This is a genomic window from Micromonospora xinjiangensis, assembly GCF_056150165.1.
The window spans coordinates 34,802-56,564 of the sequence record NZ_JAXCFO010000004.1 but is presented as its reverse complement, the minus strand read 5'-3'; the positions used below and the strand labels follow the sequence as shown (position 1 = coordinate 56,564).

Genomic DNA, 21,763 nt, shown 5'->3' with positions numbered 1-21,763 from the left:
CGCTGGCATGCTCATGCCCGATCGACCAATGACCCATGAGAAAACCGCCGGGAGACTGATCGTGCCTGCCGCCACCCCACGGAGGTCGTTCGCCGCGCTGTGGGCGTCCCAGGCGTCCTCGAATCTGGCCGACGGGCTGCTGCAGGCCGCGGCGCCGCTGCTCGTCGCCACGCTGACCCGTGACCCGCTCGTGGTGGCGGGCATGACGGTGGTGCAGTTCCTGCCCTGGCTGGTCGCCACCCTCCCCGCCGGCGCGATGGCCGACCGGGTCGACAGGCGCCGGATCCTCACCGCCGGCAACTGGCTGCGCGCGGCCGCGTTCGCGCTGCTCGCCGTGGCCCTGTCGAGCGGATGGCACCACGTCGCGCTCCTCTACGCCGCGGTGTTCCTGGCCGGTTGCGCCGAGACGATGGTCGACAACGCCGCCCTGGCGATCCCGCCCCGGCTCCTCCCCCGCGAGCGGCTCGAACGGGCGAACGGCCGGCTGTTCGCGACCCAGTCCGTCATCAACACCTTCGTGGGGCCGCCCGCCGGGGCGGCGTTGTTCGCGCTGGCCGCGTCCGCGGCCTTCTACACGGGCGCGGCCGCGTTCGCCCTCGCCGGCCTGGCCGCGCTGCTGCTGCCCGCCCTGCGCCCCACCGGCGGCGAGCAGGAGCACCGCCGTACGACCCCGACCACCCTCACCCAGGACATCCGCTCGGGGTGGGCGCACTTCTGGCGCCACGACCTGTTGCGCCGGGTCGCGTTCATCTCGGCGGCGATCAACTTCTTCGGCGCGGCCACCGGCGGGGTGCTGGTTCTCCTGGTCACCGGTCCGTACCACGTGCCCCTGTCCCTCTACGGCCTGTTCGTCGCCGTTCCCGCCGCCGGTGCCATCGCCGGCTCACTGCTCGCCGAACACGTCGTGCCCCGCATCGGCGGCGGCCCCACCACCTGGCTCGCCGCTCTCACGCCGGCCGCCAGCTACGCCGTCCTCGGCCTCGGTGACCACACGCCCCTCGCCCTGGCGAGCATGTTCTGCGCCGCCGTCGCCACCGCGCTCAACCAGATCGTCGTCAGCACCCTGCGCCAGGCCGCGGTCCCCGACGACCTCCTCGGCCGGGTCACCGCCGCCTACCGTCTGGTGGTCCTGGGTGTCATCCCCCTCGGAGCCCTCGCCGGCGGCCTGCTCGCCCGCGGCCTGGGGATCCGCGCTCCCTTCATCGCCGCGGCCCTCGGCCTCGTGCTCGCCGCGCTCCCACTCGCCTCCCGGGTCACCACCCGGGCCCTGCGTGACGCCGAGACCGGCCATCATCCCTGACGGCCGCCACGCCCGACCCCGCCGCCCGGTGCGAGCCGCACGCCCACCGTCGCGGCACTCGCCGCCGCGTTCCCCGACCACCGCTTCGGACGGCGCCGCTAGGGTGTGGGCGTGTCGACGGACGGTACGAGCGGCCGGGTCTCGCAGCTCTGGCGCTACCCGGTGAAGTCGATGCTCGGCGAAGAGCTCACGACGGGGCTGGTCGGTCCGGCGGGTGTCGCGGGTGACCGGGCGCTCGCCCTGCTGCACCGCGAGACCGGCCGGGTGGTCAGCGCGAAGGACCCGCGGCGGTGGCGGAACACGCTCACCCTCGGCGCGGCCGGCGGTGCCCCGGAGCCGATCCGGATCACCCTGCCGGACGGACGGGTGGTGTCCACCGAGGACGCCGAGGTGGACGCCCTGCTCTCCACGCTCCTCGGCGCCCCGGTGACGCTCGTGGACACCCCGCCCGACGGCGCCACGCTCGACCGAGCCGTTCCCGAGGCCGTCCTCGCCGCCGGTGTCACCGCGACCGTGCCGGTGGACGCGAGTCCGCTCGCCGCCGCCGCGCCCGGCACCTTCTTCGACTTCGCGCCGATCCACCTGGTGACCACGGCCACGCTCGACCGGCTCCGCGCGGAGCTGCCGGACGTCGTGGTGCGAGCCGAGCGCTACCGGCCCAACCTGGTCGTCGCGATGCCCGGTTCCGGCTTCGTGGAGAACGGGTGGGTGGGTCGCCACCTGCGGGTCGGCGCCGAGCTGGTGCTGCGGGTGCTCGCGCCGACGCCCCGCTGCGCGGTGCCGACCCTGGCGCACGGGCGGCTGCCCCGGCAGCCCGACGCGCTGCGGGTGCCGGCCCGGCTGAACCGGGTCGAGCCGCTGCCCGGCCTCGGCCCGCAGCCGTGCGTCGGCGCGTACGCGCAGGTCGTGACGCCGGGGCGGGTCAGCGTCGGCGACCCGGTAGAGCTGGACTGACCGGCGGTCAGCTGTCGTCGCCCCGGCCGACCCGCACGTCGACCCGGTCGAGCAGGTCATCGAGCCGGTCCCCGACGCTGGCCGGGAGCCGTTCGTCCGCCACCGCCTCGCTGATCCGCTCGTGCAACCGTTCGACCCGCTTGGCGCGGTCCTTCGGCTTGCTCCGGATCAGGTCGGTCAGGTCGTCACGCAGGTCCTCGGCGGTCCGCCGGTCGATCTGGTCCAGGGCCTGGGCCTGGACGAGCAGCGCGGCGAACTCGGTGGCGAGCTGCCGCAGGTCGAGCTGGGGTGGCGCCTCGGTGCTCGGCGCCGGCGCGGTCGTCGGCGGCGGGGGCTCCGGCGTGGGCGAGGCCGACGGTGAGCCGGGTGTGGTGTTCGCCGGCCCGGCCACCGACGGGGTCCCCCGGTCGTCGTCCAGGGCGAGCAGCGCCCCCATAGCGAACACGAGGACGAGGCCGGCCGCCAGGATCGCGGCGAGCGGGCTGCGAGACCGCCGACGCGGCACGGGAGCGGGCGGTCGCGACGGGAGGGGTCGGTGCTCGACCAGGGTCGGGGCCTGCGCGGAGGCGACGCTGGCCCGCCCGGCGGGACGGGGGCGCAGGTGGGCGGCGCCCGGGTCGGCCGACCGGGACGGGAGGACCTCGGTGGGCGGATCGGCCGGTACGGCATTGAACCGGGTGGCGAGCTGCGCGGCGGTCGGCCGCCGGGCCGGGTCGGCGGCGAGGCACGCGAGGACGAGGGCGGCGATGTCGCCGGGCAGGCCCGGGACCTCCGGCGGCGGCACGGGACTGTGCCGCCGGTGCACCTCGACCGCGTCCTCCCAGGTCTGCACGGGCAGCGGCGCACGCCCGGTGAGGGTGCGGTAGAGCAGCGCGCCGAGGGCGTACACGTCGCTGGCCGGGTCGGGCGGGCCCGGGGCGAGCCGCTCCGGGGCGAAGTAGGCCGGGGTGCCCATGAGCACCTCGCCGGTCTGGGCGGCGAGCGGATGGTGCGGGCCGGCGAGCGCCGCGATGCCGAAGTCGAGCACCTTGGCGCCGGTCTCGGTGAGCATCACGTTGCCCGGCTTGACGTCGCGGTGCACGACGCCGATCCGGTGGGCGGCGGCGAGTGCGCCCGCGACCTGCCCGGCCATCCGGACGGCGTCACGCCACGGCATCGGGCCGCCGGCGAGCCGGTCGGCCAGGTTGCGGCCGTCGACCAGCTCCATGACGAGGTACGGAACGACCTCACCGTCGGGCAGGGTCGCCTCGCCGTAGTCGTACACCTGGGTCACGGCCGGGTGGGTCAGCCGGGCGGCCGCCCGGGCCTCGCGCCGGATGACGGCGCGCAGCTGCGGGTCGGCGGCGAGCTCCGCGGCGAGCGCCTTCACGGCGACGGAACGGCCGAGGATCTCGTCGTCGGCACGCCACACCTCGGACATCCCGCCGAGGCCGATGCGCTCGCGCAGGACGTACCGATCGTGCAGGCGGAGTGTGGGCGTGAACGGCGACATGGGCGTCCAGTGTGCCTGGGCCGCGCCGCCGCCCACCACTTCCCACGCCCGATTCCGCACCGGGCGGCGCGAGCGTGCCCGGATGGCCGGTTGCGGAAGGCTCCCGATGCGAGCGGGCGGGAGAAACGCCCGGTGGGTACGACTCAGGAGCAGCGGGGCGCGGACGGCACGGGCGTGGGCTGGATCCGGTCGGCGAGCCGGCGCAGCGCCGCGGCGGTCGCCAGCCGGGTGGGCGTGAGGCGGGGCGTCCGGTGGCGGTCCGGCCGGACGGGGGCGTCGGGGCGGGCCGAGTTGACGTGACGGGTCACGGCGCCGACGGCGGTGACGAAGCCGGTGGGCTGTTCCATGGTCAGCTCCTCGGGACGGGTCCGGTGGAGGTCCGGACGACGAGCGTGGTGGGTAGCAGCACCCGCCCGGCGGCCGGGTCGGCGGGCGGGTCGAGCAGGAGTTCGGCGGCGATGCGGCCCTTCTCCTCGGCGGGTTGCCGCACGGTGGTGAGGCCGACGGCGGCGGCCTCGGCGATGTCGTCGAAGCCGGTCACCGAGACCAGGCCGGCCTCCGGCCGCCCGGCCAGAGCGTCGAGCACGCCGAGGGCGAGCACGTCGGAGCAGGCCAGCACGGCGGTCGGCCGGTCGGGCCGGTCGAAGAGGCCGGCGACCGCCGCGGCGGCCGCCGCCCGGTTGTTGCCCCTTGCGGTGAGCAGGGTCAGGTCGGGCCAGGGGACACCGACCTCGGCGAACGCGTCGGCGAAGCCGCGGAGACGACCGCGGGTGGCGTCCTGCGGCACCTCGTCCACGGTGGACAGGCGGAGCGGGCCGGTCGGCGCGTCCGGCAACACGGTGTCGCCGAGCAGGGCCACCCGCCGGTGACCGAGGCTCGCGACGTGTGCCGCGACGGCTCGGGCCGCGGCCCGCTCGTCGATGCCCACGAAGCGGTCGGTGGGGCCGGCGTCGTCGCGCGGAGCGGTCGTGACGAAGGGCAGCCCCCGGTCACGGATCGCCTCCAGCGCCCAGGTCTCGTTGCCCACGCAGTAGACGCAGAAACCGTCGACCGCCGCGTTCTCGATCGCCCGGCGGGCGTCGGCGGCCACGGCCGGCATCGGCACGAGCAGCAGGCTGGTGCCGTGCCGCTCGGCCGCCGCGCCGACCCCGGCGAGGAAGCGCACCGCGAAGGGGTCGGTGAAGGCGTACGACAGCTGCGAGGTGAAGAGCACCCCGATCGCGCCGACGTAGCCCCGCCGCAGCGAGCGCGCCGTCGGGTCGGGGCCGGGGTACCCCATCTCCTTCGCGGTCTCCAGGATCCGCTGCCGCAGCGCGGCGGAGAGCTGGTCGGGCCGGGCGTAGGCGTTGGACACCGTGCTGCGGGAGACGCCGACCGCCTCGGCCACGGCCTGGAGGGTGGGCTTCACGGGTCCCCCTCTGGATCGATTTAGTAGCTGGATCGATTCAGAGGCTAGCCGAGACCTCGACGCCGGTCAACATGAAGGGCGGAAGCCGCGCTCCCGTCGGGCGACGGGCGCCGCGGGTCAGCGCGGGTAGAGCTCGTCGCGCAGCCGCGTGAGCAGCTCCGGAGTGCGCTCCGGCGGCTCCGCCTCGATACAGAGCCGCTCCATGGCCAGCGCGTAGTGGTCCAGGTCGTCCCGCTTGTCGAGATATATCGCGCTGGTCAGCTGTTCGATGTAGACGATGTCGGGCAGGTCCTGGTCGCCGAAGCGCAGGATGCTGAACGCGCCGCCCGCGGCCGCGTGCCCGCCAGCGGTGAACGGAATGATCTGCAGCCGGATGTGCGGCGAGCGGGTCGCCTCGATGAGCGCGGTCACCTGGTCACGCATCACGTCCGCGCCACCGATCGGGCGGCGCAGCACCGCCTCGTCCACCACGGCCCACAGCTGCGGCGGGTCGGCCCGGCGGAGCAGCTCCTGCCGCCGCATCCGCAGCCCCACCCGCCGGTCGATCTCGTCGGGCGCGGCCGCGCCGTGCCCGAGCAGCACCACCGCCCGGGCGTACGCGGGAGTCTGCAGCAGCCCGGGGACGAACTGCACCTCGTAGGTGCGGATCAGCGCGGCCGCGGCTTCCAGGCCCAGATAGGACTGGAACCAGCTGGGCAGCACGTCGCCGTAGCGGTGCCACCACCCGGGGCTGTTCGCGTCCCGGGCCAGTTTGAGCAGCGTCTCCCGCTCCTCGGCGTCGGTAACGCCGTAGAGGGTGAGCAGATCGGCGACGTCGCGTTCCTTGAAGCCGACGCGACCCAGCTCCATCCGACTGATCTTCGACTCGGAGGCCCGGATCTCCCACCCGGCGCCCTCGCGGGTGACGCCGCTGGACTCCCGCAGCCGGCGCAGCTGGGCACCGAGCAGCATGCGCAGCACGGTCGGCCCCGTTGTCGGGCCACCGTCGGCGGGAACCATCGTCACGTGCCGACCTCCACGTACCACGCACGGCCGGGCACCGGCCCGACCGACGAGTAAGCATGCCACGGACCCGTGCGCGAGCGCACTCCTGCGACCACCCAGCGTGTTCCGCCGCGCGGCGGCGGCGCCCCGACTCAGGCGATGAGATGGTCGAAGTCGCCGTCCCGCGCGCCGAGCACGAAGGCGGCGATCTCGTCGACGGTGTAGATCAGAGCGGGCCCGTCCGGGAAGCGGGAGTTGCGCACGGCGATGCCGGCCCCACCGGGCAGCTCGGCCAGCTCGACGCAGTTGCCGCTCGGGTTGCTCCGACGGCTCTTCTGCCAGGTCAGCGAGGGAAGCTGGTGGACGGGAACACCGTTCGTCGGCTGCTGCATGAGGGGTCTTTCTGCTCAGGAACCGGCCGATGCCGTGGGGAGGAGCGGTGGCGGCGCGGGGACAGGTGTCGACATCGGACGCTGCTGCACGTGCATCTGCTATTGCATCTGCATCGGACGGCGAGCATGATAACGCACGTGAACGGTACTTATCTGTTCACGTTGAGTTACCTAATCTCGGCCGTAACCAGGGACAACAGGGGGCCGTCCGGGCATCTCGCCCGCGCCGGCGCCCGCGATGTGGCGTGACGGGAGGGCTCGCGTGCCGGATCCGATGAGTGTGGCCTCCGGCATCTGCGCCGCCGGCGCGCTCCTCTCCTCCTGGCAGCTGCGACGCCGGGCCCTGCGAGCCGAGGCCGAGATCGAGCACCTCCAGGCGGAACTCGCCGCCGAGCGGCACGCCGCCAGCCACGACCCGCTGACCGGGTTGCCCAACCGACGCGCCTTCTACCGCCTCGCGGCCACGCTGCTCACCGACGCCGCCGGCCGCCCGCTGATCGCCGTCATCCTCGACCTGGACGACTTCAAGCAGGTCAACGACCGCTACGGGCACGCCGCCGGCGATCAGGTGCTGGTCAGCGTGGCCGAGCGGCTGTCCGCCTTCGCCGGCGACAACCTGGTCGCCCGGCTGGGCGGCGACGAGTTCGCCGGACTGCTGGTGACCCCCACGGTGGACCGGCGGTGGATCGACCACGCCACCCGACGGCTCTGCGAGATGCTCGCCGCACCCATCCCGCTGGGCGGGCTGAGCCTGCAGGTGACCGCCTCGGTGGGGCTCGCGCCGGTCACCGGCCCGGCCCAGCTCACCGAGGCGCTGCGGCAGGCGGACGCCGCCATGTACCGGGCGAAGAGCCTCGGCGCCGGCCGGCAGGCCCGTCAACTCGTCGACACCGCCCACCTGGCCGACTGACCCCCACGGCCCGCCTGCCGCCCGGCACGCTCAGGTGAGCGTGGCCAGGTGCCGCTCGAGAGCGGCGTACGACTCGGCCGCGCCCTGCGTCATGCCGGTGTCGAGCATCCCGTCCCGCTCCTGCTTCGAGGAGAACCGGCTGGTGCCGGTGACGACGGTCCGGCCGCCCTGCTCGGTGAAGACGAGCGTCTCCTCCACCACGTGCCCGGGCATGCCCTCGAACTCGAAGGTCTGCACGATGCGCTCCGGGGGCACGATCTCCCGGAACTCGCCCCGGAACGCGTAGGCGTTGCCGTCCTGGGCGTGCTCGACGAACCGGTACCGGCCGCCCACCCGGAAATCGATCTGGACGTCGAGCGGGTTGCCCCGGCCCCACCAGCTCCGCAGGTGCTCCTCCCGCGCGTGCGCGGCGAAGACCAGGTCGCGCGGCGCGTCGAAGGCGCGGGTGAGGGTGATCTCCTGGTCCGACGGCAGGTCGATCGCGATGTCACTGCGCTGGCTCATCGCCGGTCTCCTTCAGCTCGCGTGCTAACCGTTCCCGTGTCGTAACGGTCGTGCGGGAGGTTTCGGTACTGGTCGGCCACCTCCCACTCCCCCGCCCGCACCCCAAACCGGGCACGCTGCCGACCGGGCGGGGACGGTTGGCAGGTGTTCCGGGCGGCCGGGCGGGTAACCCCCGAACGGACACGGCACCGGCGGAGAGGAACGACCGTGGCGAAACTCCGAGCCCTGGTCCTCAACTGCACCCTGAAGCGGTCACCGGCCCGGTCGAGTTCCGAGGCGCTCGGACGCGAGGTGCTCGACGCGCTCGCCGAGCAGGGCGTCGACGGCGAGCTGATCCGGGTCGTCGACCACGACGTACGTTTCGGCGTCTCCGTGGACGAGGGCGACGGCGACGGCTGGCCGGCGATCCGGGCGAAGCTCCTCGACGCGCAGATCCTCATCATCGCCACGCCGATCTGGCTCGGCCAGCCCGCGTCGGTGACGAAGATGGTGCTGGAGCGCCTCGACGCGGAGCTCTCCGAGACCGACGCGGAGGGTCGCCTGCTCACCTACGGGAAGGTGGGCGGGGTGGCGGTCGTCGGAAACGAGGACGGTGCCCACCACACCATCGCCGAGGTGCAGCAGGCGCTGAACGAGGTCGGCTTCACCTGCCCGGCGGCCGGCGCCACCTACTGGGTGGGCGAGGCCCTGCACAAGGTCGACTACGTCGACGCCGGCCCGAAACCGGACACCACCGGGCGGACCACCAAGGCCCTGGCGCTCAACAGCGCCCACCTGGCCCGGCTGCTGGCCGAGCAGCCCTACCCGCCCCCGGACGCCCGGGCCGCCGGGGTCGGTCCGAGCCGCGAGCCCGCCTGACCGGGGCCGCCACCGGCCGGCGGGCAACGCCCGCTCGACCGGCGGGCACCGCCGGCCGAGGTCCGACGAGCGCCGGTCAGCGCCAGCCGTAGCCCGCGCGCAGCGCGCGGCCGACCCGGTCGAAACGGGCGCGGTCCAGGATCGCGCCCTCCCGGCGGATGCTGTCCTCCCGCATCGTCAGCACCCGGTCGAGACGGATCCAGCTCGGCCGGTTGTCCCGGTCCCAGCTGCCGGGGCCGAGGGCGAGCCAGTGCCGCTGCCCGTCCCGCTCGCTCTGGCTGGAGAGCATCAACCCGAACAGCGTGCGGCTGCGCCGGCCGACCACCAGCACCGGACGGTCCTTGCCCTGCCGGGGGTCGTCCTCGTACGGCACCCACGTCCACACGATCTCGCCCGGGTCGGCCTGCCCGTCGAGCTCCGGGGCGTACATCAGCTCCCGGCGCTGCAGCGCGGCGACCTGGCGCCGCCGGGCGACCTGCGCCGCCGTGGGGGCGGCGCCGCGCGGACGGGGAACGACCGCCCCGCCGACGCGGCCGATACGAGCCGCCACGTTCCTCAACAGACCTGCCACGGCGGGCAGACTATCCCCGCCGGGTGCGCGCGCCACGCGCGGCCCGGGGTGTCGGGAAGGTGGCTACGGACGACCCGCTCCGCGTGCTTCACTGGGCGCGTCCGCGCCAGCACCGCCGAAGGGGGCAACGGATGACCATCGAGGTACGCACCCGGACCGTCGCCGGGCAGGCGGCGGCCATCGGGTCGGCCGGGCCGTACACCCTGGTCGTCGACCGCCCCGCCGACGCGGGCGGCGACGGGTTGGGGTTCAACGGCGGCCAGCTGCTCTACCTGGCGGTGGCCGGCTGCGTCTCCAACGACCTGTTCCGGGAGGCCGCGGCGCTCGGCATCGACCTGCAACGGGTCGAGGGACCGTGCGCGGCGACTTCACCGGCGACCCCGCCGTGTCCAGCGAGGTCGTCTACGACGTGCGCGTCGAGGGTGACGCGCCGACGGACGACCTCCGCGAGCTCGTCGACCGGGTGGACGCCATCGCCGAGATCCCCAACTCGCTGCGCGCGGGCACACCGGTGCGGCTGCGGCGGGCGGAGGTGACCGGCACCGACCGGGCCGGCCCCGGAGTCTGAACCACCGCCGCCGGGCGGCACGGCGGAATCCGGTGGACCGCGTCGGCGACGACCCGCAGGATCGAGGCATGTCCGTCCCCGCCCGCCAGATCCGCGCTCACTACGACGCCGACACCGTCACCGTGTACCAGGCGTACCCGCCGCAGATCGCGGAGCCGGCGCTGGCCGCGGGACGGTTCGTCCCACCATTCCGGCGCGAACGCATGACGTGGATCAAGCCGTCGTTCCTCTGGATGATGTACCGCTGCGGCTGGGCGTCGAAGCCCGGCCAGGAGCGGGTCCTGGCCGTTCGGATCAGCCGGCGTGGGTTCGAGTGGGCACTCGCCCAGGCGTGCCCGACCAGCTTCGAGCGCGATCGCTACGCCGACCGGCAGGCCTGGTCACTTCACCTGCGCTCCAGCCCGGTACGGGTGCAGTGGGACCCGGAGCGGTCGCTGCGGCTCGCTCCCCTGCCGTACCGGTCCCTGCAGGTCGGGCTCTCCGGCGAAGCTGTCCGGCGGTACGTCGACGAGTGGCTGGTCTCCCTCACCGACGCGACGCCCACCGCCCGGGCCGTCCGGGAACGCCTCGACGCACGCGATGACGCCGCCGCGGCGGCACTGCTGCCGGTGGAACGCCCGTACCCGCTGTCCGCCGAGGTGGCCGGGGCCATCGACGCGCACACGGTATGACGGCCGGCCCGGACGCGGGGCGGGGCTGACGCCGGCGCGGTCAGCGGGCACAGTGGAGCGGTGACTGCTCTGACCGGGCCGGTGGCCCGATACGCGGAACGTTTGCACTCCCTCGTGGGCGACGGGCACCACGTCGCGTCCCCGCTGGGCGCGTGGCTGCTGCTCGCGCTGATCGGCCCGGCCACGACCGGCGCGACGCGTACCGACCTGGCGGAGGTGCTCGGCTGCGACGTGGACCGGGCCGCCGCGACGGCCCGCGCCCTGCTGGACGCGCCGCACCCGCTGGTGGCCTCGGCGAGCGGCCTGTGGGAGCGGGTGGCCTCCGACGCCCTGGCCGGGTGGCGGGGCACCCTGCCGGCGAGCACGCAGACCGGGCCGCTGCCCGACCAGGCCGCACTCGACGCGTGGGCGCGCGAGCGCACCCTGGGGCTGATCGAGAGGTTCCCGCTCACCCTCTCCCCGGACACGTTCCTGGTCATGGCCACCGCGCTGGCCACCCGGATCTCCTGGGCCGACCCGTTCCAGGTGTCGTCCGCGGACGCGCTGGGCGCGGGCAGCGTCTGGGCCGGGCGGCTGCGGCGGGTGCTGCGTACGCCGTGGCACGGCCACCACTGCTGGATCACCGGCACCGCACGGGCCGGCGAGGTGGCCGTGCACGCGGCCCCGGCCCGACCGGAGGGCACCGGCGACCGCGCCGCCGGCCTCCTGGTCGTCTCGGTCGCCGCCGCGCCGGACGTCCCGGCGGTCGACGTGCTCGCCGCCGCCCACGAGGTGGCGACGAACGCCGTCCGGGTCGGTGCCGGCACCGGCCGGCGCTCCCTCTACGACCTGCCGCTGGGCGACACGCCCCTGTGGACGCTGCGGGAGGAGCAGACCCGGGCGTACGGCCGGGAGGAGCGGGTCAGCGCGGTGCTCCCCTGCTGGTCGGCGGAGAGCCGGCACGACCTGACGGCGGCCGGGCTCGGCTTCGACACCGCGGCACGCGCCCTCGGCGCGCTGACGGGCGACGCGGACCTGCGCTACGACGCCGCGCAGGCCGCCATGGCCCGGTACGGGCGGTACGGCTTCGAGGCGGCCGCGGTGACCGCGTTCGCCATGGCGACCGGGCTGCCGCCGGAGAACGTCGTGCGCGTCGCCGAGCTGCGGTTCGGTCACCCGTACGCCGTCGTGGCGGTCGCCACCGACACGCACGGCGGCCAGGCGGCCGGGCCGTGGCACGGCCTGCCGGTGTTCTCGGCCTGGGTGGCGCAGCCGGCGGAGGTGCCGGAGGCGGACCTCGGCGAGCAGCCCCCGACGCCGTGACGGGCGGGGCCTCCGGTCGTCCCGGAGGCCCCGATCCGGTCACACCCCGACCGGCACCTTCTCCGTTTCCCGCTCGGCCGCCCGGGCGGCGAGGCGCCGCTCCCGCTCCTGCGCGCCGATCAGGTCGTCCGGCAGCGAGTCCGCCACCTCGATGTCGAAGCGGCGCAGCAACCGGATGGCGAATCCGCCGAGCGTGATCAGGACCAACGCCAGGCCGAAGCAGACGTACGCGAACCCGATCCCACGGCCCGGCCCGGTGCCGATCACCGCGCCCACCGAGCCGGCGAGCGCCCCACCGGGGGCGAACATCGGCTCGAACAGGCCGGTGGCGGCCGGGGCGAGCAGCGCGAACCCGATCGGCAGGGTCGACCAGGAGATGGTCTGGTTGAGGCTGAACACCCGGCCGTGGAAGCGCTGCGGCACCTTGACCTGCACGATGGTGGCGTAGATGGACTGGGCCGTGGTCATCGCCATGGCCAGCCAGAACACCCCGACGCAGATCATCGCCACCGAGGCGTCCAGGCCGATGAGCATGCATCCGATCGCGGTGCCGAGGTTGCCGACCAGCACGCCGATCATCCGCCGGTGCCGGGGGCCACCCCAGATTGACATCAGCACGCCGCCGGCCACCGCGCCGAGCGCCTCGGCGAGCGCCACCTGGGCGACCTGGGTCGCGGTGCCGAACGACAGCACCAGCGGCGTGATGAGCACCAGGGCGGGGGCGAGGAAGATGTTGCCCAGGGCGAAGTAGCCGAGCATCAACCGGAACCCGCGGTGCTGCCACGAGTAGCGCAGCCCGTTGGCGATCGCCACCAGCAGCCGCTCCCTCGGCCGCCACCCCAGCGCGTTCGGGAAGCGGACCACGGCCAGGGTGAGCACCGCCACGACGTAGCTCGCCACGTCGATCAGCACGATGCCCTTCAGCTCGATGGCGGCCAGCAGGCCGGCGGCGAACACCGGCATGAGCAGCATGGCGAAGCCGTTGGAGAGCTGGGTGATGCCCATCGCGTGCCCGAGGTAGCGCTTCGGCACGAGTTGCGGCACGGCCGACTGGAACGCGATCCGCTGGAACGACCCGGCCACCTGGCTCAACGCCACGAGGCCGTAGATGTGCCACAGTGCCAGGTTGTCCGTCCAGAGCAGCGCGGCGAGCACCACCTGGACCGAGCCGGCGCTGCTGCTGGCGATCATCATGATCTTCCGCCGGCTCACCCGGTCGGTGATCGCCCCGGCGATCGGCAGCATCAGCACGCCGCAGATCAGGGCCAGCGCCCACAGCAGGCCCAGGTTGGTCACCGACCCGGTCCGGTTGAACAGCCAGATCGGCAGCGCGAACGCGGTCAGCGCCGACCCGGTGGTGGAGACGAGCTGCCCGGCGGTGACCGCGACGAAGCGGGTCATGCTCGGCTTGACGCTCTCGCGCCGCGGCCCGTCGTCGACGCCGACGCGCAGGGTGTCGTGCACCGCCCACGCGGCGTCCTCCCCGCGCGCCTCCCGGGTGAGGTCGGTGACGTCCTCGGCGGCGACGGCCGGGTGCGTGCGGGTGACGATCTCGGCCAGCTCGTCGGCCCGGTACTTGAGGAAGAAGTGCCCGGCCTGGTCGAGCACCACGAGCGCCAGCCGGTCGCTGAGGAACTGCCACTCGGCGTACCGCTCGGTGTAGTAGTCGGTGACAGGGTCCTCGGAGCCGACCACGGAGATGATCGGGGCGCGCAGCTTCGCCGCCCGCCGGTCGAGCAGGCCGGTGAAGTACTCCTCCGAGGCGCGGGAGTCGGCCCGCATGTTGCTGATGATCCGGTCGGCCTGCTCCGGGTCCAGCTCGTCGGTGTCCACGCCCATCGACTTGAGCCAGCTCGCGTAGTGCCGGTTGGAGCGCAGCGCCTCCAGCCGGGTGCGCACCGCCGCGAACAGTCCCTTGGGGCGGGCGAACGGGAACATCGCGCCGATGTAGAGCGCCTCCAGCTCGCGGCCGGCGGCCTCCACCTTGCGCGCCACCTCGGTGACGATCGCGCTGCCGACGCCGCAGTGGCCGTAGAGCACGAGCGGGCCCTCGACGCGCTCCAGGATCTCCTCGGCGACCCGGGTGGTCAGCTCGTCGAAGGGCAGCGCGTCCTCGGTGAGCCCGACGTCGTGACCAGGAATGGCCAGCGACCAGAGCGTGTGCCCGGCCGGCAGCACATCCGCGAGGGGCTGGTAGACGATGGCGCTGCCGCCGCCGTACGGCACGCAGACGTACGAGACGACCCGCTGCGCCGCCGGGACCGGCCTGGTCAGCTCGTAGAGCAGCCGTCGCGGCCCCTCCTCACCGGCCGCGCCGGACATGAACGCCGCGAGCTCCCGGATCGTGCGCTGCTGGAACAGGTCCATGACGCCGACCGGGCGGCCGCCGTGCTCGGCCTTGCGGATCTTCGCCACGACCTGGGTGGCGAGCATCGAGTGGCCGCCGAGGTCGAAGAAGTCGTCGTCGATGCCGAGCGTCGGTACGCCCAACACCTGCGACCAGATCCCGGCCAGCAGCCGCTCGGTGTCGTCGCGCGGCTCGACGAGCGCCACCGACGCCTCGCGGGTGACCACGGGCGCGGGCAGGGCCTTGCGGTCCAGCTTGCCGTTCGGGCTCAGCGGCAGCGCGTCGAGGGTGACGAAGGCGGCCGGCACCATGTACTCCGGCAGCGTCTCCTTCAGCGCCGCCTTCGCCTCGGCGTGCTCGGCCGCCCCCACCAGGTACGCGGTCAGCCGCTTGTCGCCGGGGGTGTCCTCCCGGACGATCACCGCGGCCTCGGTCACCCCGGGCTGCTCACGCAGCGCGCTCTCGATCTCGCCCAGCTCGATGCGCAGGCCGCGGAGCTTGACCTGGTGGTCGATGCGACCGAGGAACTCGATGACCCCGCCCGGGCGGCCGGCCCCGGTGGCGTCGTCGTCGCCGGGGGCGGTCCGCCAGCGCGCCAGGTCGCCCGTGCGGTAGAGCCGGGCGCCCGGCTCGCCGGAGAACGGGTCCGGCACGAACCGCTCGGCGGTCAGCGCCGGGCGGCGGTGGTAGCCCCGGGCCAGCCCCACCCCGCCGATGTGCAGCTCACCGGCGACGCCGACGGGGCACTCGTTGCCGGCCGCGTCGAGCACGTGCAGCCGCAGGTTGGCGATGGGCGCGCCGATCGGCACGCTGGTCAGCCCGGCCAGCAGCGCCGGGTCGCAGTGCCACGAGCTGACGTCGATGGCCGCCTCGGTCGGGCCGTACAGGTTGTGCAGCCCGCACCACGGCAGTCGGGCGGTGAACTCCGTGGCGGTCGCCAGGGGCAGCTCCTCGCCGGAGCAGACCACCCGGCGCAGCGCGGTGGCCGCCTCGATCCCGTCCTCGGCGAGGAAGACGGTCAGCATCGACGGGACGAAGTGGGCGGTGGTCACCGCCTCGGCGACCAGCAGGTCCCGCAGGTAGCCGGCGTCCTTGTGCCCGCCGGGCTTCGCCAGCACCAACCGGGCGCCCTCGCGCAGCGGCCAGAAGAACTCCCACACCGACACGTCGAAGCTCGCGGGCGTCTTCTGGAGCACCGCGTCGTCGGGGCCGATCCGGTAGGTCTTCTGCATCCAGTCGAGCCGGTTGACGATGCCCCGGTGGGTGTTCGGCACCCCCTTCGGGCGGCCGGTGGAGCCGGAGGTGTAGATGACGTACGCGAGGTGTTCGGGGCCGGCCGTCGGCGTGGGGTCGCTCGTCGGCTGGTCGGCCCAGACCCGTTCGTCGTCGAGGGCCAGCACGGTGGCGCCGGTCTCCGGCAGCACGTCGCGCAGGTGCTCCTGCACCAGCACCACCGGCGCGGCCGCGTCGGTGACCATGAACGCGAGCCGGTCGGCGGGGTACTCCGGGTCCAGCGGCAGGTAGGCCCCGCCGGCCTTCACCACGCCGAGCAGGCCGGCGACCAACTCGACGGAGCGCTCCGCGCAGACCCCGACCAGGGTCTCCGGGCCGACGCCGGCCGCGCGCAGCCGGTGCGCGACGCGGTTCGCGGCGGCGTTCAGCTCGGCGTACGTCACCGAGCGCCCCTCGAAGCGCAGCGCGACCGCGTCCGGGGTGCGGGCGGCCCGCTCCTCGATCGGGGCGTGCAGGGTCTGCGTACGGGGGAAGTCGGCGGCCGTGTCGTTCCAGGCCCCCAGCAGGTCCCGCTCGGCCGGGGCGAGCAGGTCCAGCGCCGAGACCGGCGTCTCCGGGGCGGCCACCACGGCCCGCAGCAGGGCGCCGAGCCGGTCGGCCATCCGCGCGACGGTGCTCCGGGTGAACAGGTCCGTGTTGAAGACCAGCTTGCCCCAGAGCCCGTCGACGGTCTCCACGGCGTGCAGCTCGAAGTCGAACCGGGTGGCCCGCAGCTCCATCGGCGTCCAGTCGAACGCCACGTCGCTGTCGCCGGGGACCTCGGCGTACCGGCCCATGTCGTAGTTCTGCAGCACGAACATGGCCTGGAACACCGGGGACCGGCTGACGTCGCGGGGCAACCCCAGCTCGTGCACCACCTTCGCGAACGGCACCTCGCCGTGCTCCAGCGCGTCGAGCACACTGCGCCGGGTGCGCTCCAGCAGCTCGGCGAAGGTGGGGTCGCCGGCGAGTTCGGCGCGCAGCGGCAGCATGTTGATGAACATGCCGACCACGTTCTCCAGCTCGGGCGCCGAGCGGCCGGCGACCGAGGCGCCCACCGCGAAGTCGTCCTGACCGGCGTGCCGGGCGAGGAAGACCTGGTACGCGGCGAGCAGTGTCATGAACAGCGTCCCGCCGTAGGAGCGGGTGAGGGCGTTCAGCCCGTCCGTGGTCGCCTTGTCGAGGGTGAACTCGACGAAGTCGCCCCGGTAGGTCTGGGTGGCCGGGCGGGGCAGGTCCAGCGGCAGCTCCAGCGGGGTGATCCCGGCGAGGCGCTGCTTCCACCACTCCAGGTGCCCCTGGGCGGCCGGACCGGCCAGCTCCCGCGCCTCCCAGACGGCGAAGTCGCCGTACTGGACGGGCAGCGCGGGTGGCTCGCCGCCGCGGTAGAGCGTGATGAGGTCGCGCAGCAGCAGGTCCACCGACCAGCCGTCACCGACGATGTGGTGCTTGCCGAGGAAGAGCACGTGCTCCTCCGGCGCCAGCCGGATCAGCAGGGCGCGCAGCAGCGGCCCGTGCGCCAGGTCGAACGGCTCGGCCGCCGCCGCCTCGACCAGCGCCTGCGCGGCCGCCTCGTCGGCGGCGTCCACGATGGTCAGCGGCACCTCGACGGTCTCCTCGACGACCACGGTCGGCCGGCCGTCGGCGTCCGCCGGGAAGCGGGTGCGCAGCGACTCGTGCCGCCGGGTCAGGCCGCCGAGCGCCGCACGCAGCGTCGGCACGTCCAACGGGCCGCGTACCCGCATGGGCACCGCGATGTGGTACGCCGCCTCGCCCGGGGCGAGCTGGTCCATGAACCAGACCCGCTCCTGGGCGTACGAGAGCGGCACCTCGGCGTCGGGCGGACGCGCGGTGATCCGCGCCGCGGGGGCGGCGGCCTGCCGCCGCCGCAGCCGCTGCGCGATGAGCGCCTGCCGGGCGGCCTCCCGCGCCGGGTCCTTCAGGTCGGTCATGAGGGCTTGTCCTTCTCCGCCGCGAGCAGCGCGGCGACCTCGGTCTCGGAGAGCCCGTCGAGCTCGGCGGCGATCCGCTGCTCGATCTGGGCGGCCAGGTCGGCCACCACCGGGCTGGTGAACAGGGCTCGCATGGGCAGCTCCACCTCCACCTCGGCGCGGATGCGGGCCATCGCCCGCATGCCGCGCAGGGAGTTGCCGCCGAGGGCGAAGAAGTCGTCCAGCGCGCCGACCTTCTCCACCTGGAGGATCTCGGCGTAGACCTCGGCGACCAGCGCCTCGGCCTCGGTGCGCGGGGCGACGAAGTCGTCGGCCGTGGCGGTGGCCTCCGGTGCGGGCAGCGCCGCGACGTCGAGCTTGCCGTTGGGGGTGAGCGGCAGCGCGTCCACCCCGACGAAGGCGGCCGGCACCAGGTGCGCGGGCAGCTCCCGGGCCAGGTCGGTGGCGAGGGTCGCCGGGTCGGCGGTGCCGACCAGGTAGGCCACCAGCGCGGGTTCGCCGGAGTCGACACGCACCACCACCGCCGCCTCCCGCACGTCCGGGCGGGCGAGCAGCGTCGCCTCGATCTCGCCCAGCTCGACGCGCATGCCCCGGATCTTCACCTGGTTGTCGCGGCGGCCGAGGTACTCCAGCGTCCCGTCCGGACGCCAGCGGGCCAGGTCCCCGGTGCGGTACATCCGCTGCCCCGGCGCCCCGTACGGGCAGGGCAGGAAGCGCTCCGCGGTGAGACCCGGGCGGCGCAGGTAGCCGCGGGCCAGCTGGTCACCGGCGACGTAGAGCTCGCCCACGACACCCGGCGGCACCGGGTTGAGCGCCGCGTCCAGCAGGTACGCGCGGGTGTTCCAGGTGGGACGGCCGATCGGCACCGGGCCGGTGGGCACCGGCTCCCCCGGCGCGATCCGGGCCGCCACGCAGCCGACGGTCGCCTCGGTCGGGCCGTACTCGTTGACCACCGCGACATCCTCGTGGCCGGCCCGCCAGGCGGCCAGCTGCTCGCCGGTGAGCGCCTCGCCGCCGATGACCAGGTCGGTGCTGGGCGACAGCTCCGGCTCCAGCAGCGGCAGATGGCTCGGGGTGACCTTGAGGAACGTCGGGCGGCCACCCGCCCGGGCGGCGGCGTCGTCGAACGCGGCCAGCCGCACCGTGCCGCCGGCGGTGAGGGTGCCGAGCAGACCCGTGACGGTCAGGTCGAAGGAGACCGGCGAGTGCAGCAGTGCGGTGCCGGCCAGCCCCGGGTAGGTGGCCCGGGCCCAGGCCAGGTAGGCGGCGACCGCGCGGTGCTCGACCACCACGCCCTTCGGTCGTCCGGTCGACCCGGAGGTGTAGAGCACGTAGGCCGGGTGCCCGGGGCGCAGCGGGGCGCGCCGGTCGGCGTCGGTGAGGTCCCCGTCGGCCAGGCCGGCACCGGTGCCGGCGTCGAGGACCAGCGCCCCGGCCGGCACGAGGCCCGCGGTGTCCGCGGTGGCCAGCACCAGGGCCGGCTCGGCGTCCTCGAGGAGGTACGCGATCCGGCCGGCCGGGTAGGCGGTGTCCACCGGCACGTAGGCGGCGCCGGACTTGAGCACCGCGAGGATCGCCACCACCAGCTCCGGCGAGCGGGGAAGGGCGAGCGCCACCCGGGTCTCCGGGCCGGCGCCACGGCTCACCAGCAGCCGGGCGAGCCGGTTGGCCCGGGTGTTCAGCTCGGTGTACGACAGCGCCACGCCCTCGTGGACGAGGGCCGTGGCGTCCGGGGTGGCCGCCGCCCACCGCTGCACCTCGTCGACCACCGTGGTCGCCGCCGCCTCGTGCGCGGTGTCGTTCCAGGTGCTCAGCACCGCCTCCCGCTCGGCGTCGTCGAGCAGCGGCAGCGCGGAGACCCGCTGAGCCGGGTCGGCCACGGCGGCGTCGAGCAGCCGGACGTAGCGGGCGGTCAGCGACTCCGCGGTGGCCCGGTCGAACAGCGCCGTACGGTAGACCAGCCGGCTGGTCGTGGTGGTGATGTCGAAGGCCAGGTCGTCCTTCGTGGTGCCCAGCGCCACGGGGTCGAGACCGGAGTCGGGGATGTAGTTCAGCGCGGTCTGGAAGATCGGCTGCACCGACGGGTCCCGCTGCGGCGCGACCGCCTCGACGAGCCGCTGGAACGGGGTCTGCCCGTGCTCCATGGCGTCGACGAGACCGCCGCGCACCCGGGCGAGCAGGTCGCTGAAGGTGGGGTCGCCGGCCAGGTCGCAGCGCAGCGCCACCGGGTTGACGAACATGCCGATCAGCGGGGCCAGCTCCGGGTTGTCCCGGCCCGCGGTGGAGACGCCGACCACCACGTCCTCGTCGCCGGAGATCCGGGACAGCAGCGCGGCGAACGCGGCCAGCAGCACCATGTACGGGGTGGCCGCCGCGCCGGCGGCGAGCGCGGTCACCCGGTCGAGCAGCCCGTCGGGCAGCTCGAAGTGGACCTCGTCGCCGGCGAAGCCGAGCTGAGCCGGGCGGGGGCGGTCCAGCGGTAACGCGGTCGCGGCGGGTGCTCCGGCCAGGCGTTCCCGCCAGAAGGTGAGCTGCCGCTCCAGCTCCGCACCGGCGAGCTGCTCGCGCTGCCAGACGGCGAAGTCGGCGTACTGGACGGGCAGCTCGGGCACGTCGGCGGGCGCGCCGGTGAGCGCGGCCCGGCTGAACGCGGCCAGCTCGGCGGCGAGGAGCACCGCCGAGTGGCTGTCGAACACCGCGTGGTGCACCACGAACAGCAGGCCCACCTGGTCGTCGGCGAGGCGCAGCAGCCGGGCCCGCCACAGCGGCGGCGCGTCCAACGGGATCGGCGTGCGGCCGAGTTCGGTCAGTTCGGCGTCGTAGCGCCGCGCCTGCTCGGCGCCGCCGAGGCCGCGCAGGTCGACCTGGGGCAGCTCGACGCGCTCCGCGGCGCGGACCACCTGCACCAGCGCGCCGTCGTCGACCCGCAGGTAGGTGCGCAGCGCCTCGTGCCGGGCCACGACCTGGTTGACCACGTCGTTGGCCTGCTCCGGGGTGACGCCGACGGGGAACCGCCACGGGTTGGAGACGTTGTAGACCGGCGAGGTCGCGTCGAGCTGGTTGGCGATCCAGATGCGCTCCTGCGCGAACGACGCGGGGAAGGTCCACTCCCGGGTCATGACACGGCCTCCCGTACGCTGCGCGGGCGCATGTCGGTCCACACGCTGTCGATGTGTGCCAGGCACTCCTCGCGGGTGCCGGTGAACCCGGCCTCGTGCCAGCCCGCGGGCAGTTCCCGGTCCGTCGACCAGATCGAGTACTGCTCCTCGTCGTTGCGGACGACCAGGAATCGGGGTTCGGCCATCAGTTCGCTCCGTTGCTCTCGGGGGTGTGCGGCTCGGCCATCGCGACGGCGATCTTGCGTGGCCCGGTGAACGGCTCGCGACCGTGCGCGGCGGTCATGTTGTCCACCACCAGCACGTCGTCGCGCTGGTAGTCGAAGCGGACGCTCGCGGCCCGGTACGCGGCCCGCAGGTGGTCCATGACGTCGGCGGGGATCTCACCGCCGTCGCCGTAGTAGGTGTTCGACGGCAGGTCGTCGGCGCCGAACATGGCGAGCAGCCCCTCCTGGTAGTCCTTGGGGAGGGTGCTGACGTGGAAGAACGTCGCGTGGTTGAACCAGCGCGGGGTGTCCGAGCCGGGGCGCAGGTGCACCACGTCGCGTACGGCCCGGGTCCGCAACCCGTCCGTGCCGCGCCACTCCAGCTCGATCCCGTTGGCCGCCGCGTACGCCTCCACCTCGGCCCGGTCGTCGGTGTTGAACACGTGCTGCCACGGGGTGCCGAAGTCGGGGTGGAAGTTGCGCACGAGCATCCACCGGCGTCGGATGAACTCCTCCCGCACCTGCGGGTCGATCTCCCGGTACACCCGCCGCACGTCGGCAAGCGGCGTCGCGCCCTGGGTCTCGGGAGCGGTGATGCAGTAGAAGAAGAGCGTCAACGGCCACCGGGCCTGGTACGAGTTCTCGTTGTGCAGGAAGATCTCCTCGTCCGGCGGGTAGTCGGTCGAGGTGTAGACCCGGCCCTTGATGGCGTGCCGGGGCGACGAGCGTTCGGTGTAGGTCAGCGGCTCGCCGGACAGCGCCCGGACCACCCGGTCGAAGCCGTCCACCCCGCCCACCTCGAAGCCGCGGAACAGCAGCCCGCCGTGCTCGACCAGGGCGGCGCGCAGCTCCACCCGCCGGTCGGCGATGAGGTCGGTGAGGGCGCGGCCGTCGTTCTCGACGACCACCGGCAGTGTGGCGATCGTGTCGCTCATGGGGTTCTCCAAACTCCTGTT

At 74.3% G+C, this 21,763-nt stretch carries 18 protein-coding genes; 7 read left to right on the top strand and 11 right to left on the bottom strand.

Going from position 1 to position 21,763, the window contains the following annotated elements:
* Positions 1–61: 61 nt before the first annotated feature.
* Both SM573_RS15775 and SM573_RS15770 read left to right on the top strand, forming a co-directional pair.
* Positions 62–1,300 carry an MFS transporter gene (locus tag SM573_RS15775; protein ID WP_474616391.1) on the top strand — a complete coding sequence of 413 codons (1,239 nt, stop codon included), beginning with the start codon at positions 62–64 and terminating at the stop codon, positions 1,298–1,300.
* Between the two features lie 111 nt (positions 1,301–1,411).
* Positions 1,412–2,254 carry an MOSC domain-containing protein gene (locus SM573_RS15770; RefSeq protein WP_474616390.1) on the top strand — a complete coding sequence of 281 codons (843 nt, stop codon included), beginning with the start codon at positions 1,412–1,414 and terminating at the stop codon, positions 2,252–2,254.
* A gap of 7 nt (positions 2,255–2,261) precedes the next feature.
* Here the strand turns inward: SM573_RS15770 and SM573_RS15765 are convergent, their stop codons facing one another.
* The 5 genes from SM573_RS15765 to SM573_RS15745 form a co-directional block, all read right to left on the bottom strand.
* Positions 2,262–3,746 carry a serine/threonine-protein kinase gene (locus SM573_RS15765; protein ID WP_474614201.1) on the bottom strand — a complete coding sequence of 495 codons (1,485 nt, stop codon included), beginning with the start codon at positions 3,744–3,746 and terminating at the stop codon, positions 2,262–2,264.
* A gap of 143 nt (positions 3,747–3,889) precedes the next feature.
* Positions 3,890–4,093, bottom strand: a complete 204-nt coding sequence (locus SM573_RS15760; protein ID WP_474614200.1) for a hypothetical protein — start codon at positions 4,091–4,093, stop codon at positions 3,890–3,892.
* Positions 4,094–4,095: 2 nt separating this feature from the next.
* On the bottom strand, positions 4,096–5,154 hold the full coding sequence (locus SM573_RS15755; RefSeq protein WP_474614199.1) for a LacI family DNA-binding transcriptional regulator: 1,059 nt from the start codon (positions 5,152–5,154) through the stop codon (positions 4,096–4,098).
* A 117-nt stretch (positions 5,155–5,271) separates the two neighbouring features.
* Positions 5,272–6,153: a helix-turn-helix domain-containing protein gene (locus SM573_RS15750; RefSeq protein WP_474614217.1), complete on the bottom strand. Its 882-nt coding sequence runs from the start codon at positions 6,151–6,153 to the stop codon at positions 5,272–5,274.
* A gap of 137 nt (positions 6,154–6,290) precedes the next feature.
* A complete protein-coding gene (locus tag SM573_RS15745; protein ID WP_474616389.1) occupies positions 6,291–6,530 on the bottom strand; it encodes a DUF397 domain-containing protein in 240 nt (79 codons plus the stop codon).
* A 262-nt stretch (positions 6,531–6,792) separates the two neighbouring features.
* Between SM573_RS15745 and SM573_RS15740 the strand changes: the two genes are divergently transcribed.
* Entirely contained in the window at positions 6,793–7,440 is a 648-nt protein-coding gene (locus tag SM573_RS15740) for a GGDEF domain-containing protein (RefSeq protein WP_474614197.1), read from the top strand.
* 30 nt (positions 7,441–7,470) lie between these two features.
* On the opposite strand, the gene SM573_RS15735 is transcribed toward SM573_RS15740, so the two are convergent.
* The gene (locus SM573_RS15735) at positions 7,471–7,944 is read right to left on the bottom strand and encodes an SRPBCC family protein (RefSeq protein WP_474614196.1); all 474 of its coding nucleotides are present in this window, start codon (positions 7,942–7,944) and stop codon (positions 7,471–7,473) included.
* Between the two features lie 207 nt (positions 7,945–8,151).
* On the opposite strand from SM573_RS15735, the gene SM573_RS15730 reads away from it, so the two are divergent.
* Positions 8,152–8,802 carry a flavodoxin family protein gene (locus SM573_RS15730; RefSeq protein ID WP_474614195.1) on the top strand — a complete coding sequence of 217 codons (651 nt, stop codon included), beginning with the start codon at positions 8,152–8,154 and terminating at the stop codon, positions 8,800–8,802.
* 76 nt (positions 8,803–8,878) lie between these two features.
* Here the strand turns inward: SM573_RS15730 and SM573_RS15725 are convergent, their stop codons facing one another.
* Complete coding sequence (locus tag SM573_RS15725; RefSeq protein ID WP_474616388.1) at positions 8,879–9,373, bottom strand: type II toxin-antitoxin system PemK/MazF family toxin; 495 nt, start codon at positions 9,371–9,373, stop codon at positions 8,879–8,881.
* Positions 9,374–9,728: 355 nt separating this feature from the next.
* Between SM573_RS15725 and SM573_RS15720 the strand changes: the two genes are divergently transcribed.
* The 3 genes from SM573_RS15720 (at position 9,729) to SM573_RS15710 (ending at position 11,914) form a co-directional block, all read left to right on the top strand.
* Positions 9,729–9,941 carry a hypothetical protein gene (locus SM573_RS15720; protein ID WP_474616387.1) on the top strand — a complete coding sequence of 71 codons (213 nt, stop codon included), beginning with the start codon at positions 9,729–9,731 and terminating at the stop codon, positions 9,939–9,941.
* Between the two features lie 68 nt (positions 9,942–10,009).
* Complete coding sequence (locus SM573_RS15715; protein ID WP_474616386.1) at positions 10,010–10,612, top strand: DUF4291 domain-containing protein; 603 nt, start codon at positions 10,010–10,012, stop codon at positions 10,610–10,612.
* A gap of 60 nt (positions 10,613–10,672) precedes the next feature.
* Positions 10,673–11,914, top strand: a complete 1,242-nt coding sequence (locus SM573_RS15710) for a hypothetical protein (protein WP_474616385.1) — start codon at positions 10,673–10,675, stop codon at positions 11,912–11,914.
* 39 nt (positions 11,915–11,953) lie between these two features.
* Here SM573_RS15710 and SM573_RS15705 read toward each other — a convergent pair whose 3' ends face one another.
* Genes SM573_RS15705 through SM573_RS15690 form a run of 4 tightly spaced genes read right to left on the bottom strand, consistent with a single transcriptional unit; the run spans position 11,954 to position 21,742 of the window.
* The gene (locus SM573_RS15705; RefSeq protein ID WP_474614191.1) at positions 11,954–17,485 is read right to left on the bottom strand and encodes a non-ribosomal peptide synthetase/MFS transporter; all 5,532 of its coding nucleotides are present in this window, start codon (positions 17,483–17,485) and stop codon (positions 11,954–11,956) included.
* A complete protein-coding gene (locus tag SM573_RS15700) occupies positions 17,482–20,604 on the bottom strand; it encodes a non-ribosomal peptide synthetase (protein WP_474614190.1) in 3,123 nt (1,040 codons plus the stop codon). The genes SM573_RS15705 and SM573_RS15700 overlap by 4 nt, the downstream gene beginning before the upstream one ends.
* Complete coding sequence (locus SM573_RS15695; RefSeq protein ID WP_474614189.1) at positions 20,601–20,789, bottom strand: MbtH family protein; 189 nt, start codon at positions 20,787–20,789, stop codon at positions 20,601–20,603. Before SM573_RS15695 ends, SM573_RS15700 begins: the two co-directional genes overlap by 4 nt.
* Positions 20,789–21,742 carry a TauD/TfdA family dioxygenase gene (locus SM573_RS15690; RefSeq protein ID WP_474614188.1) on the bottom strand — a complete coding sequence of 318 codons (954 nt, stop codon included), beginning with the start codon at positions 21,740–21,742 and terminating at the stop codon, positions 20,789–20,791. Before SM573_RS15690 ends, SM573_RS15695 begins: the two co-directional genes overlap by 1 nt.
* Between the last annotated feature and the right edge of the window lie 21 nt (positions 21,743–21,763).

Bases quoted from the DNA above. Each gene is read 5' to 3' on its own strand.
- SM573_RS15750 (WP_474614217.1), bottom strand. From the start codon at position 6,153: ATGGTTCCCGCCGACGGTGGCCCGACAACGGGGCCGACCGTGCTGCGC.
- SM573_RS15700 (WP_474614190.1), bottom strand. From the start codon at position 20,604: ATGACCCGGGAGTGGACCTTCCCCGCGTCGTTCGCGCAGGAGCGCATC.
- SM573_RS15735 (WP_474614196.1), bottom strand. From the start codon at position 7,944: ATGAGCCAGCGCAGTGACATCGCGATCGACCTGCCGTCGGACCAGGAG.
- SM573_RS15760 (WP_474614200.1), bottom strand. From the start codon at position 4,093: ATGGAACAGCCCACCGGCTTCGTCACCGCCGTCGGCGCCGTGACCCGT.
- SM573_RS15705 (WP_474614191.1), bottom strand. From the start codon at position 17,485: ATGACCGACCTGAAGGACCCGGCGCGGGAGGCCGCCCGGCAGGCGCTC.
- SM573_RS15745 (WP_474616389.1), bottom strand. From the start codon at position 6,530: ATGCAGCAGCCGACGAACGGTGTTCCCGTCCACCAGCTTCCCTCGCTG.
- SM573_RS15690 (WP_474614188.1), bottom strand. From the start codon at position 21,742: ATGAGCGACACGATCGCCACACTGCCGGTGGTCGTCGAGAACGACGGC.
- SM573_RS15695 (WP_474614189.1), bottom strand. From the start codon at position 20,789: ATGGCCGAACCCCGATTCCTGGTCGTCCGCAACGACGAGGAGCAGTAC.
- SM573_RS15765 (WP_474614201.1), bottom strand. From the start codon at position 3,746: ATGTCGCCGTTCACGCCCACACTCCGCCTGCACGATCGGTACGTCCTG.
- SM573_RS15715 (WP_474616386.1), top strand. From the start codon at position 10,010: ATGTCCGTCCCCGCCCGCCAGATCCGCGCTCACTACGACGCCGACACC.